We start from the raw sequence: 13,031 nt of genomic DNA on the forward strand, positions 1-13,031 counted from the left end.
CCGGGACTAGGTTACCATTTGGGTCTTGTACCCTTTGGTGACCTAGAATATGACAGCGAAGCCTTCCACCGTTCGGTTCGCAACCTTTAATGTGGCAATGTCTGCGGACTTGCCCGATCTTGTGCATACAGAGCTTAAAAGTAACAGTAAGAGAATTCAGAAACTGGCCGCTGTCATTCAGCACTGCCGTCCGAATGTACTTCTGTTGTGTGAATTCGATCATCCGGGTGAAGGCGGGGATGCGGGTTCTCTCGCGTATTTTTGTCGCGAATACTTGAGCACGGGTCAGTTTGGCCTTGAGCCTATTCACTATCCTTATCGCTATCTTCCGCCCTCGAATACCGGTTTGCCTGTATTGGACGATGATGTGTCGATGGCTCCTGAGAAAGCGCAAGGGTTTGGTCGTCATCACGGGCAGTACGGTTTCGTTGTATTGAGTCAGTATCCGTTAAGGGTAGATGACGTCAGAACGTGGCAAACACTCTTGTGGAAAGACATGCCTCAATCGCGCATGCCTGTAGATTTCTACCCCGAAGAGTTTGCCGCCAAACTAAGGATGTCCTCCAAAAATCACATTGCGATTCCTATTGAAATTGAGGGCTCAGCGATTACTTTGGTTGCATGCCACCCAACACCACCAGTTTTTGACGGTCCGGAGAAAAGAAATCTCAACAGAAATGCTGACGAACTTAAACTGTTGGATGCGATCATCTCCGATGAAAATGCGTTGCGTGACGATAATGGTCTGCATGGTGGTGTTTGTGCAGAGATGCCTTTTGTGGTGATGGGCGATCTGAACGCGGACAGCGCAAACGGTGATGGCGACAAGGCTGCAATACTATCCCTTATTAACCATCCAAGAGTGAATGCAAATGTCTCTCCTTCAAGTATCGGTGCCATAGAATACTTTGCTAACAAACACGTAAAGAATGAGGCACTGGCAACGCACAACCGGGGACTGAGGCTTGACTATGTGCTGCCTTCACGTGAATTAACTGTAAAGGATTGCGGCGTTTTCTGGCCGCGCAAAGATGCCCCTTTGTATTCGCTTCTTACCGATAATCAAGGGCGTCTGTCATTTAAAGCACCCTCAGATCACCGTTTGGTTTGGGTGGATATTGACATTGATTAAGGGGGAGAGGAGTGTTGGCTAGTTTTCGAGCTTTTTTACAACGAGGTTGCCAACGAAATATCCAGCACTGAATATCGCAACAAATACCAGAATCGTTGCAACGTAAGCGACGGCGTCTGGCAAGCCGAGTCCAAAACCAAAGCTAAAGCTCAGCCCTAGAAACGCTTCTTTGAGCCATTGTGAAGCGGGCGCATTCACACTCATGCCGATAGCGGCGATAAATGCCAAAAGTGCTAAAAGACCGATTTTGAGACCGATAAGGGTTGAACGTTGCATAAATGGCTCCTGAAATATATCGGAGCCAGTATATACCTAAACGATCTCAAATCCTCATCGTCAAATCAGATGGCAGCGATGACAAGGTAAGCGCGTTTAACCGTCACTTAATTGCGTGCGTGATAAATCGGCGAATTTCGTCGTTATCTTGCGGAGCGTTGAAAGACGGCGTGATTTTTTGTGGTGGGATGAATATACCTTTTTCAACCAAGCGATTGATCTGTGGAAGGTGCATCAATGCGGTTTTTCCGCAAAGCAAGTCCATAAAGCCTTTCTCTTGTTCGTACGCATTTAGCACCTCATGGAAGCCTTTCAGGTAGAGATAGTCCTTGGTAAAACCACCACCACGATATACGCGTGCGGTAATTGTAAATGCCAAGTTTCGTTCAACACCATACTGCTCTTTCAACATCATGAATGTGGTGCGGAAAGATTTGTCTTTAATCATAGACTCCACGGCCAACACGCGAAGAGCCAGAATTTTCAGACGTTTGATTGACAGATGGCCCGCCAAATACTCACTTAAAATTGCCATGCCTTCTTGTGTCATCGTATTTACGGGACAACCTAGCGACAGTATTTTGAGTGGTTGTACGCGTGCATTAAGGGTGGTTACAAGGTGCACGCCCAGTTCGTGATGCGCCAGGGCGTTTGCTTCGACCAAGGGTACTTGTGCCGCGGAATTTATTTTTACGGACGTGCCGGAAACCAATGCATTGGCAATCATGTTGTCGTCAATCAGCAATTGGTAGTCGTATCCTTCATGCTGTGCGAAGGCTTCCATGATGTGTTGAATGCCGGCCGCATCGACCAAGGCACAATCTTCATCGTCGGTGTCGGGCAAGTGCAGGATAAACGTTGCGTTACGAATGTCTTTTTCCGTCGGCTCGCCAAAATAGCGTAACGAATTGTAGAGAAATTCATTGCTTCCGATAGTTTGCAACTGATCGACTTTGTCAGCGTAGGAAACGATGACATCTTCATAGATTGTTTGAAGATCGGCGTCTTCAACTTTTTCGATGGGAAGGTTAAACAGCTGCCGTTTTAGTTGAAACGCATTCGCGACATTTTCTTTGTAGGTGAAAGTAGGTTCGAACGAATAGTGGCGCTTGAAAAAGTCTGCTTTTTGCTCTTTGTAATTTAAAGGGCTGACTGCCGAGAGTATTTCGATACCATTGACTAAATTGAACAGTGCGTCATCAAGTTTCGCAGCATGGAGAAGGTCTGTGCGTGGGTAAGAAGTTAAACATCCTGTATTCAAATTATGTCCCTCACTGCCCCTGGACAAGGGATCTTGTCACATCCTTGGGTACAACAAGGTATTGAGTATGCGTCGGTTTTGTGATTTCCACAACAAAAATGAGTGATTTTTCTTAGTTGAAATAGAGCAGGGCGTGAGGGCGAGAGTTAACCGGCAGTGATAGATGATCACTCGCCGGAATACTCATTTTAAGTTATTGCTTTGGGGTTACAAGCATTGTGCGAGCTGGCCTTTTTTAGAGGAGGCTATTACGCAGCCCCGCTCACTGTCAGAGGCTGATTTACATTGGCTCATAAGCTCGTTAGCACTCGGTGCCAATGCGCCCAAGACTTTCTGAGCATGGCTGACAACCTTGTTGCACTGGCTGACCGGAATAGGGTCGTAATCAGTACAAGCAGATAGTGTAAGAACGGTAACAGCGAGGAGAGTGAATCGCATAATGGCTTCCTTTAGTTAACGGTAGTCTTTCGCTAAGGGTAGGAGAGAATTCTCATTTCTGCGACAAAAGCAAAGGGACGACTAAGTCATCCCTTTGCGTTGAATATTTGCTTGTTGGCTGATGTGGCGTGTTAGTCTCCGATGAATCCGCCCGTTTGATGTTGCCAAAGTTGTGCGTAAATCCCGCCGCTGGCAATGAGCTCTTGGTGAGTACCTTCTTCGGCGATTTCACCCTTGTCTAATACGATGAGACGGTCCATGGCAGCAATGGTTGATAGCCGGTGAGCGATGGCGATAACGGTTTTGCCTTCCATTAACTGGTACAAGCTTTCCTGAATCGCTGCTTCGACTTCAGAATCCAGTGCTGACGTTGCTTCGTCGAGGATCAGAATCGGTGCATTTTTCAGTAAAACGCGCGATATCGCGACACGTTGCCTTTGACCACCAGATAGCTTGACGCCTCTTTCTCCTACTTGGGAGTCGTAAGCGAGGTTGCCATGTGGGTCGCTAAGCGTTTCGATAAAATCGTGTGCCTGTGCTTTTCTGCTGGCATCGATCATCTCTTCTTCCGTGGCATCCGGTCTGCCATACAGAATGTTTTCACGGATAGAGCGATGAAGCAGTGATGTATCCTGCGTCACCATCCCAATATTTGCACGGAGCGAATCTTGCGTTATTTCAGAGATGTTCTGGCCATCAATGCGGATCTCACCGCCTTCAACATCATGAAAGCGCATCAACAGGTTCACCATAGTGGATTTACCTGCACCTGAACGTCCGACGAGGCCGACTTTTTCGCCTGGCTTGATGCACAAGTTCAGTTTTTCGATGACACCTTTGGTTTCGCCATAGTGGAAGGTTACGTCATTGAATGCAATTTCGCCTTTTGGTACGTCCAGTTCAGGCGCGTCGGGTTTGTCGGTCACTTCTACAGGCTTCGAGAGAGTTCTCATGCCGTCGACGACAGTACCAATGTTTTCGAACAGCGAGCCAATTTCCCACATGATCCATTTAGACATGCCATTGATGCGAAGGGCCAGGCTTACGGCAATAGCGATCGCGCCGATGGTGATTTTTGCATCAAGCCACAACCAGATGGAAATAGCTGAAATAGCGAATACCAATACATAGTTGATCACTTCAACAGCGATATTGAAACCGGTAGCCAGACGCATTTGTCGGTAGACCGTGTCCATGAAGGTCGTCATGCCTTCTTCGGCATAAGCAGTTTCACGCTCGGTATGAGAGAACAATTTTACGGTCGCGATATTGGTGTAGCTGTCAACAATTCGGCCGGTCATCAATGAGCGAGCATCGGCCTGTTCGGTGGACACAGCCTTGAGCTTTGGAACGAAGTAAATTTGAATACCAATGTAGGCTAACAACCATGCGAGAAGCGGTACCATTAAGCGCATGTCGGCGTGGCCGACTACGAAAAGCATGCTGAAAAAGTACACAGAAATATAGACGGCGACATCAAGCAGTTTCATCACGGTTTCACGTACAGACAATGCGGTTTGCATCACTTTAGTGGCAATTCGGCCTGCAAAATCGTTTTGGTAGAATCCGATACTTTGTTTTAGAAGATACCGATGCGCGAGCCAGCGAATCGACATTGGGTAATTCCCTAATAGGGATTGATGGAGAACCAATGAATGAAGTGAAACGAGCAGAGGCATCCCCAAAATAAGGGCACCCATCCAAAAGAGTGTATTTCCTTCATTGGCCAAAAATGTACTTTGCTCTTGGCTTGATAGCCAATCAACTAACTGGCCAAGAAACCCAAAAAGCGTCACTTCTGCCACGGCTATCATGGCGGTCAGTAAGGACATAAGGATTAAAGGTTTTTCAAATCCTTTGGTGTAGTGACGACAAAAATCCAACAAGGAGTTTGGTGGCTGAGCGGGCTCGGCTTGCGGAAAAGCCGGCGTAATTTGCTCGAAGAGTCTGAAGATCATGTTGAGTTGGTCTCGAAAGTGTGTAGGGAGAAATGGTCACAAAGAGACCACATGATACGCCTTCATTTGCAAAATAATAGGGGGGATAGGAATGATGAAGAAAAGAAAAACCGGCCAAAAAGGCCGGTTTGAATTTATTTAATGCGTTGTTTTAGTGGTAATTAACCACACACTTTACTCCAGCTACCGTCGCTGCCTGGAACAGAAGCTGTCCACCAGTTTGCTTGGTAGATAGCACCTTCGTGTACCACTTTGTCACCGGAATTGGCGTGACTTGGGTTTCCTGCCCAGTCTTTCTGCGGGAAGTCAGGGTAGACACTTAGGCCTGCGGTGTCACACGTACCTGGGTCTGGGTTACCTGGGTCAGTACCGCCACCGCTCAGGTCTGCCAATGGCAGGTCGGCATATTCAAACGCGAAGGCATACTCAACACCGTTGATGTTCACGGTGTAATTTGCAGGGCCAGAAATTGGTAGGTAGTACACCATATCCAGCTCATATGTTGCGCCTGCTGCCAGTGATTTCCAACTAGGGAGAGAGAAGGACACGCGGTGCATGTTGCCTTCCAAACCACCAATGTTGTTGGCTTTCGTGTGACCAGAAGAAATTACGCTCAGGCCACCACCAGATTGATCTTTCGCGTTGTCAGGTGCAGAGGTTGGAATGTCGAACTGGAATTCAGTTCCTCCAGGTAGTGCTGTACCTGTGTTGTTGGTGAAGGTAAGTTTTGGATTGATCGGGTAGTTCTGATCACCCACTTTAAATCCACCGACAGACACTGCGATATCGACGGCTTCAGTAGGCATAGCGGTGTCAGAAACCTTGTTGCCATAAGGTGTGGCTGCAGCGAACTTGTCGTAGATCGCTTTAGTCATGCTATTACCCATATGGAATTCACCGTTGCCAGTAGCACACGCATTTTCGGTTTTGTCGATCGTGTTGGTACGGTTACCGCTTGCGTCAAAGACGTAACAGTTATAGTCACCGGCCAGTTCCCAGAACATGATACCGCCGATACCTTTGTCGATGACGTAATCTGATTTCACAGAAACTGATGCTACATCTTCGGTAGACAAGAAGACGCTCTTCTCAGCGTTCCACAACCAAGGGGCGACTGCCACACTGTCGTAATTACGTGCATAGCTGCCACTCAGAACGTGAGCTGGGTTAGTCGCTGGGTCTAGTTGATATGCAGATGCATAGCTACCAAAGACGCCGTTTTCGAGGTTCTTAGCATGCCACATAGGGTTAGAGCCTGCGCCCATTTCTTCACCACGGGCATTTTTGTCATGCCACATGTTGTCGATACCTACGGCACCATTCCCACAGTTATTCTTCTCACCTTCGCCAGTACCAGGTGCACATTCAGCCTGGTTTGGAAGAGCGGCTCTACCCCAAAGGCCATTATCTCCGCCCGTTACGCCCTGCCAACCACGGGTGTAATAAGGAACACCAATGTTGATACGGCCCGCAGGCATTGAACCACGGAAGTAGTGGTAAGCCCAATCAGTATTCAAATAACCGATACCGCCGTATTGGCTGGTGCCATAGACGTTCCATGCAGCTAACTCAGAATCTTTACCTGTGTCATACAGGGCAGCATTGTGACCAACGTGATCGTTCCATGCGCCGTGTAGGTCATAAGACATGATATTGACGTAATCAAGATACTTAGTGACATCAAAGGTTTCCATCCCACGTAGCAAGTAGCCTGAAGATGGCGCAGCGATAGTCAGCATGTAGTGAATGCCATCTTGCTCAGAAGCACGGTCCACTTTTTCACGCAGGACTTTCATCAACTCTTGATAAGAGGCCCAAAGATACGCACGGCGAGGCTCCATAAACGCTTTATCGTCTGGGTTGCCCGCACCCGCCATTGATGTTGGGTATTCGTAATCGATATCCAGACCATCGAACTTGTACTGACGCATCATTTCAACGGCTGAATCTGCAAATTTCTGGATACCAGCGTGGTTGATGGAACCGTCAGCATTCGTGGTCATGGTGTAGAAACCGCCGTCAGCAACACGTATTCCGTCTGTGCCGAAGTGACCACCTGTTTCTGCCCAACCACCGATTGAGATAAGCGTTTTAACGTCGTGCTTTTTCTTATAGGTAGCGAGCGCACCGAAGTGACCTTTAAAGCCCAGTGCTGGGTCAACTTCAACGCCTGGCCATTCTTTGTTTACGGCGACATTGGTAGGATCATTCACATCACCGACGTTCACTTTGCCATCAGAGCCAATGCTTACGAAGGCGTAGTTGATGTGGGTCAGTTCTTCCCAAGGGATGTCTTTTACGAGGTAGGCGGCTTGCGGGTCATCGCCCGAGCGCCAACTTGTGAAGTAGCCGATGATACGGCGAGGGTGGTCAGCACCCATTAGCTCGCGACCATCTGCATCATAAATTGTACAGTAAGGGACATTCACACCCGTTGTCTGATAAAGGCCATCAGGACGACAGTTTGAAACGGTTGGAAGTCCGGTAACATTGACAGTAATAAGCGAGGAATCAGTCGCGGCACCGTCATTGTCAGTTGCTTTGGCATAGACCGATACATTGCCAGCAGTGTTTGCAACCCAATCCACACTATAGGGTGATGAGGTTGCTGAACCAACCACTTTCCCTGCGGCATAGAATTCTACTTTAGCAATGGTTCCGTCAGTGTCAGCGGCATCTGCTGTCAGGGTGACAGTGGCGCCTTGGTCAACGGCCATAGCGGAAGCATTGACAGAAACAGTAGGAGGCTCGTTGCCAGGCACAACGGTACCCGTTTGCACAGATACACTTATCGCGGCACTTTCTGTTACCGCACCTTTGTCGTCGGTCGCTTTAGAAGAAAGCGTGTGATTGCCTTCGGTCGCGTTCCAGCTTACTGAGTAAGGCGATGTCTTATCAACGCCGACAGAAACGCCGTTTACGAAGAACTCAACACTTGCAACCGTACCGTCAACATCTGCAGCTGTTGCGGTTAGCGTGACAACGTCACCATCTGTAATTTTGTCGGCGGAAGTTGGAGAATCTAGCGAAACAGTAGGGGCTTCATTGGGAGGTGGCTCGACAGTGCCAGTGTCACACTGATCAATGAACTTCCATTCTTGATATTGGCCAGATGATGTTGCTGGGTTGTTACCCATTGTCCACCAATTCGCCTTGTACACTTTATCTTCATGTTGGACGGTCGAGCCACCGCCATAGGCTTGGTCAGCAGACCATTGTTCGATAGTCGAACAGTCGGTTGCTGCCTGCGCGTTGAAAGCAAACATACACGCGACGGCAACTGCCGACAGCGTGAACCCTTTGCTAGAGCGTGTAACATCCATTGTGAATCCCTCGAGAAAAATTTTTAGTTATTGATTTATATATAATTAACGCAACTTAAATTGCGTAATAAATAAAGTAGATGAGTTCTGGTGAGGAAACATTGCTCATTTCGTCAGAGTTAGATCTGTAGTCAGTAACAGACGATAAAATCTTGCTCGTTCTAGTAGCGATTCACAGTTTCAACTGCATGAGTTTTTAAGATGACATGACAAATTGTGCGTCATGCACGGGCGTGATGTTAATGGAATGTAGACTAATGTCTAGTATGAATTGTTGACAATTATCTGTGTATCTATCGTTTTATAGGCTATAACTTATTCATTGATGATTAAATTGTCGACAATAAATGAATATTTGCGAGAGCAGTTAGCAAATTGTTGTGATTTATAGAGGGTGTTTACGTTGAAGGATGTGACTAAGTCCGAGGGAATGACGGAGTGGCTGATAGAAGCCATTGTTTCAGGGAAATTCCCCTCGGGCTCAAAAATTTCGGAACCCGAATTATCTCGTGAGCTTAACGTGAGTCGAGGTCCTCTGCGGGAGGCGATGATGCGTGTCGAAGCGATGGGATTGATAGAGCGGATCCCGCATGTTGGGGCAAGAGTCATTACCATGAGCGAGGCGCAGTTATCAGAAATTTACGCTGTGCGTGAGGCGTTGGAAGGCATGGCTATCAGGCAGGCGTGCATTTATATTTCTGAGCGAGAGTTGGAAGGATTAAGGGGGCTATTGATCCGTCATCAGCAACATATAGATGACGTGGATGGTGCGACCTATTTCCACCAACAAGGCGATTTTGACTTTCACTATCGCATCATTCAAGCAAGCAGAAACAGTAAGTTGATTGGATTGCTTTGTGACGAGCTCTACCACTTAGTTCGGATGTATCGAAAGCAATCGACACGTACGCAATCTCGACCAGAAAGGGCATTGAACGAGCATTTTCAGATTCTAACCGCATTGGAAGATCGTGATGCAGAGTTAGCGGAGATGTTGATGCGTAGACATATCCGTCGGAGTGGACAGTTAGCCGCTGAGAGGCTGAAAGATCATAAGGAGATGGCGTCATGAGTGCAGGGAAACAATTTCGAGAAGCCGTTAATAGTCATAAACCTTTACAAGTAATGGGAACCATTAATGCGTACACCGCAATGATGGCAGAGCAAGTGGGTCATCATGCAATTTACTTGTCAGGCGGCGGGGTCGCGAACGCATCATTTGGTTTGCCAGATCTTGGCATGACCTCGTTGAATGATGTTTTGGAAGATGCAAGGCGAATCACCGCTGCTTCGAATTTGCCTTTACTCGTTGATATTGATACTGGATTTGGCGGTGCATTCAACATTGCGCGTACCGTGAAAGAGATGGAACGTGCAGGTGTGGCAGCGGTTCATATTGAAGATCAGGTCGCTCAGAAACGGTGTGGTCATCGTCCTAACAAAGCCATTGTCAGCCAAGGCGAAATGGTTGATAGGGTGAAAGCAGCGGTGGATGCAAAGCACGATAGTGACTTTGTCATTATGGCTCGCACTGATGCACTGGCTGTCGAAGGAATGGATGCAGCGATAGAGCGGGCTCTTGCTTGTGTAGAAGCGGGTGCAGACATGATTTTCCCCGAAGCGATAAACACACTCGCACAGTATCAGCAATTTACAAACGCACTCGATGTGCCCGTTTTGGCGAACATCACTGAATTTGGCCAGACACCGCTGTTCTCCGTTTCTGAACTGGGTGAGGTGGGGGTATCGATGGTTCTGTATCCACTGTCGGCATTTAGAGCGATGAATCAGGCTGCGCTCAATGTTTATGAGCAAGTTAAAACCGAAGGGCATCAGCGAAGTGTGGTTGCGACGATGCAAACACGCGAAGAGTTATACCACTATCTTGGTTATCACGACTACGAGCAGAAACTCGATCAGCTGTTTAGTGAAAACAACTGATTTTTGAAAGGACGCGTTATCGAAAGGAAGTCATTAACGAGAAGGAGCGAACCATGCCAGACAGAAACAAACCGCTTGGTGGTGAAGGGCTACGAGGTCAAAGTGCAGGCAGTACAGCGTTATGCACAGTAGGTAAATCGGGTACCGGACTGACTTATCGAGGTTATGATATTACCGACTTGGCGAATCACGCAGAGTTTGAGGAAGTCGCCTATTTACTCCTAAAAGGCAAGCTACCCAATCAGTCTGAGCTTGATGCTTACAAAGCACTTCTTGTTAATAAACGCGGCCTTCCTGCACCGCTGTGTGAAGTTTTAGAGCGGATCCCTGCCGATGCACACCCGATGGATGTCATGCGAACAGGCTGCTCAATGTTGGGTAACCTTGATACTGAAACCGATTTCGCTGAGCAAGAAGATAAAACGGACACCTTGCTGGCGCACCTGCCTGCTATCATTTCCTATTGGTATCGCTTCTCCCACGAAGGCGTTCGTATTGATACTGCTGACAGTAAGGAAAGCAGTATCGGCGGGTATTTTCTCGATATGCTGTTCGACCATTCACCTTCTGACCTTCATACGCGCGTGATGCACTGTTCTTTGGTGCTCTATGCCGAGCATGAATTCAATGCTTCTACGTTTGCAGCCAGAGTGTGTGCGTCAACACTCTCTGATCTTCACTCTTGCGTGACTGCTGCCATCGGTACATTGCGAGGCCCGCTCCATGGTGGGGCGAATGAAGCTGCAATGGCGATGATTGAAAACTGGCAAACACCAGACGAGGCAGAATCGGCCTTGATGGCGATGTTGGCGGAAAAGGAAAAAGTGATGGGGTTTGGTCATGCGATATACAGAGAATCAGACCCTCGAAATACCTTGATCAAAGCATGGTCAAAGGCGCTGGCAGAATCGGATGACGAAAAGCTGCTTTACGCCGTATCAGAGCGCGTGGAATGGGTGATGAAGCGTGAGAAAGACTTGTTCCCGAATGCGGATTTCTATCATGCGTCGGCGTATCACTTTATGGGAATACCCACCAAATTGTTTACCCCAATATTTGTGATGAGTCGCGTGACAGGCTGGTGCGCCCATATATTCGAACAACGCGAAAACAACCGCATTATTCGCCCTAGTGCGGACTATACCGGACCCGATCACCAAGATTGGCTACCGATTGAAAAACGAAACTAATTGACTCAGGGAAGGATAGAAAATGTCACAGAACGTTGATTTTAACCAGCGACCTGCGCCAGATGAACTGCTGCAAACCATCGCCGACTATGTGTGTGATAAAGAGATCACATCAGCAGAAGCCTACAACACGGCGAGGAATTGTCTGATGGATACGTTGGGGTGCGGCTTACTGGCTCTCCGTTTTCCTGAGTGTACCAAACACATGGGGCCGCTGGTGCCGGGAACAACCGTCAGACATGGGGCGCGAGTACCGGGTACCTCCCATGAGTTAGACCCGATTACAGCAGCGTTCAATATTGGCTGTATGATCCGTTGGCTAGATTTCAACGACACTTGGTTAGCCGCAGAGTGGGGTCACCCTTCTGACAATTTAGGGGGCATCTTGGCTGTCGCAGATTACCTAAGTCGAGTGGCGGTCAGTGAAGGAAAGTCGCCTTTGACGATGGAAGTCGTACTGACGGCAATGATCAAAGCGCATGAGATCCAAGGCGTTCTGGCACTGGAAAATAGCTATAACCGCGTCGGTCTTGATCATGTGCTTTTGGTACGTGTTGCGTCCACAGGGGTGGTAACGCGTATGCTTGGTGGCTCGCGCGATCAGGTGATTGATGCGCTGTCTCAAGCATGGGTAGATGGCTGCGCACTTCGCACCTATCGCCACGCACCAAATGCAGGTTCTAGAAAATCTTGGGCTGCGGGTGATGCAACATCTCGCGCTGTTCGTTTAGCCATGATTACCATGAAAGGAGAAATGGGATTACCGTCTGTGCTGACGGCCGAGAAGTGGGGCTTCTACGATGTTCTATTTAAAGGTGAGACCTTCAAAGTGAATCAGCCGTTCGATTCGTACGTGATGGAAAATGTGTTATTCAAAATCTCCTTCCCCGCAGAGTTTCACGCGCAAACGGCGGTGGAATGTGCGGTTAAGCTCCATCCTCTTGTATTGGATAGGTTGGACGAGATTGACCGCATAGAGGTCACGACACATGAATCAGCGATTCGTATCATTTCTAAAGTCGGTAATTTAGCGAACCCAGCTGATCGCGACCACTGTTTGCAGTACATGATTGCGATCCCTCTGATCCACGGTGATCTGGTTGCGGAGCACTACGAAGATGACGTCCACCGTAACGACCCACGCATTGATGCTCTGCGAGACAAAATGGTGATCAAAGAAGATGCGCGGTATACCCAAGAATACCTCGATGCGGATAAGCGCTCGATAGCGAATGCGATTCAAGTGTTCTTCAAAGACGGTTCGTCTACGGAGAAAGTCGAGATTGAATATCCGATTGGGCATCGACGTCGCCGTGAAGAGGGCATTCCGGTTCTAGAGACGAAGTTTAAACGCAACTTGCTCACGCGATTCCCTGCGGGACAAGCAGAAAAAATCATTGCCCTTTGCAGTGATCAGACAGTGTTGATGAAGACACCCGTTAATACTTTTATGGAAATGTTTTCGATTAACTAACCTCAATGCTCTGACGGCAAACGTCGCCGTCAGGGCGT

The 13,031-nt window shown here is 48.1% G+C and carries 10 protein-coding genes; 5 read left to right on the forward strand and 5 right to left on the reverse strand.

Features of this window, described 5'->3' with window-relative positions:
* Window positions 1–49 precede the first annotated feature (49 nt).
* Window positions 50–1,132 (forward strand): endonuclease/exonuclease/phosphatase family protein, encoded by a 1,083-nt coding sequence (locus B5D35_RS07965; RefSeq protein WP_078752055.1) that lies wholly within the window; start codon window positions 50–52, stop codon window positions 1,130–1,132.
* Between the two features lie 18 nt (window positions 1,133–1,150).
* On the opposite strand, the gene B5D35_RS07970 is transcribed toward B5D35_RS07965, so the two are convergent.
* The 5 genes from B5D35_RS07970 to B5D35_RS07990 all read right to left on the reverse strand — a co-directional run bounded on the left by B5D35_RS07970 (window position 1,151) and on the right by B5D35_RS07990 (window position 8,388).
* Complete coding sequence (locus B5D35_RS07970) at window positions 1,151–1,408, reverse strand: hypothetical protein (protein ID WP_078752056.1); 258 nt, start codon at window positions 1,406–1,408, stop codon at window positions 1,151–1,153.
* 103 nt (window positions 1,409–1,511) lie between these two features.
* Entirely contained in the window at window positions 1,512–2,669 is a 1,158-nt protein-coding gene (locus B5D35_RS07975) for a flavohemoglobin expression-modulating QEGLA motif protein (protein WP_078752057.1), read from the reverse strand.
* A gap of 207 nt (window positions 2,670–2,876) precedes the next feature.
* A complete protein-coding gene (locus B5D35_RS07980) occupies window positions 2,877–3,107 on the reverse strand; it encodes a hypothetical protein (RefSeq protein WP_078752058.1) in 231 nt (76 codons plus the stop codon).
* A 131-nt stretch (window positions 3,108–3,238) separates the two neighbouring features.
* Window positions 3,239–5,065 carry an ABC transporter ATP-binding protein gene (locus B5D35_RS07985; RefSeq protein WP_078752059.1) on the reverse strand — a complete coding sequence of 609 codons (1,827 nt, stop codon included), beginning with the start codon at window positions 5,063–5,065 and terminating at the stop codon, window positions 3,239–3,241.
* A gap of 161 nt (window positions 5,066–5,226) precedes the next feature.
* Window positions 5,227–8,388 (reverse strand): chitinase C-terminal domain-containing protein, encoded by a 3,162-nt coding sequence (locus B5D35_RS07990; protein ID WP_078752060.1) that lies wholly within the window; start codon window positions 8,386–8,388, stop codon window positions 5,227–5,229.
* Between the two features lie 430 nt (window positions 8,389–8,818).
* Here B5D35_RS07990 and B5D35_RS07995 point away from each other — a divergent pair, with 430 nt between their 5' ends.
* Genes B5D35_RS07995 through B5D35_RS08010 form a run of 4 tightly spaced genes read left to right on the forward strand, consistent with a single transcriptional unit; the run spans window position 8,819 to window position 12,993 of the window.
* The gene (locus tag B5D35_RS07995; RefSeq protein ID WP_170915153.1) at window positions 8,819–9,460 is read left to right on the forward strand and encodes a GntR family transcriptional regulator; all 642 of its coding nucleotides are present in this window, start codon (window positions 8,819–8,821) and stop codon (window positions 9,458–9,460) included.
* Window positions 9,457–10,329, forward strand: coding sequence for a methylisocitrate lyase (gene prpB, locus B5D35_RS08000; RefSeq protein ID WP_078752062.1), 873 nt, complete (start codon window positions 9,457–9,459; stop codon window positions 10,327–10,329). Before B5D35_RS07995 ends, prpB begins: the two co-directional genes overlap by 4 nt.
* Before the next feature lie 53 nt (window positions 10,330–10,382).
* The gene (prpC, locus tag B5D35_RS08005; protein WP_078752063.1) at window positions 10,383–11,519 is read left to right on the forward strand and encodes a bifunctional 2-methylcitrate synthase/citrate synthase; all 1,137 of its coding nucleotides are present in this window, start codon (window positions 10,383–10,385) and stop codon (window positions 11,517–11,519) included.
* A 22-nt stretch (window positions 11,520–11,541) separates the two neighbouring features.
* Window positions 11,542–12,993 carry a bifunctional 2-methylcitrate dehydratase/aconitate hydratase gene (locus tag B5D35_RS08010; RefSeq protein ID WP_078752064.1) on the forward strand — a complete coding sequence of 484 codons (1,452 nt, stop codon included), beginning with the start codon at window positions 11,542–11,544 and terminating at the stop codon, window positions 12,991–12,993.
* Window positions 12,994–13,031: the final 38 nt, after the last annotated feature.

Origin of the sequence: Enterovibrio nigricans DSM 22720, from assembly GCF_900167155.1 — a bacterium.
In the GTDB taxonomy this organism is placed as follows: Bacteria; Pseudomonadota; Gammaproteobacteria; order Enterobacterales; family Vibrionaceae; genus Enterovibrio; species Enterovibrio nigricans.

Bases quoted from the DNA above. Each gene is read 5' to 3' on its own strand.
- B5D35_RS07995 (WP_170915153.1), top strand. From the start codon at position 8,819: ATGACGGAGTGGCTGATAGAAGCCATTGTTTCAGGGAAATTCCCCTCG.
- B5D35_RS07990 (WP_078752060.1), bottom strand. From the start codon at position 8,388: ATGGATGTTACACGCTCTAGCAAAGGGTTCACGCTGTCGGCAGTTGCC.
- B5D35_RS07965 (WP_078752055.1), top strand. From the start codon at position 50: ATGACAGCGAAGCCTTCCACCGTTCGGTTCGCAACCTTTAATGTGGCA.
- B5D35_RS07970 (WP_078752056.1), bottom strand. From the start codon at position 1,408: ATGCAACGTTCAACCCTTATCGGTCTCAAAATCGGTCTTTTAGCACTT.
- B5D35_RS07985 (WP_078752059.1), bottom strand. From the start codon at position 5,065: ATGATCTTCAGACTCTTCGAGCAAATTACGCCGGCTTTTCCGCAAGCC.
- B5D35_RS08010 (WP_078752064.1), top strand. From the start codon at position 11,542: ATGTCACAGAACGTTGATTTTAACCAGCGACCTGCGCCAGATGAACTG.
- prpB (WP_078752062.1), top strand. From the start codon at position 9,457: ATGAGTGCAGGGAAACAATTTCGAGAAGCCGTTAATAGTCATAAACCT.
- B5D35_RS07980 (WP_078752058.1), bottom strand. From the start codon at position 3,107: ATGCGATTCACTCTCCTCGCTGTTACCGTTCTTACACTATCTGCTTGT.
- prpC (WP_078752063.1), top strand. From the start codon at position 10,383: ATGCCAGACAGAAACAAACCGCTTGGTGGTGAAGGGCTACGAGGTCAA.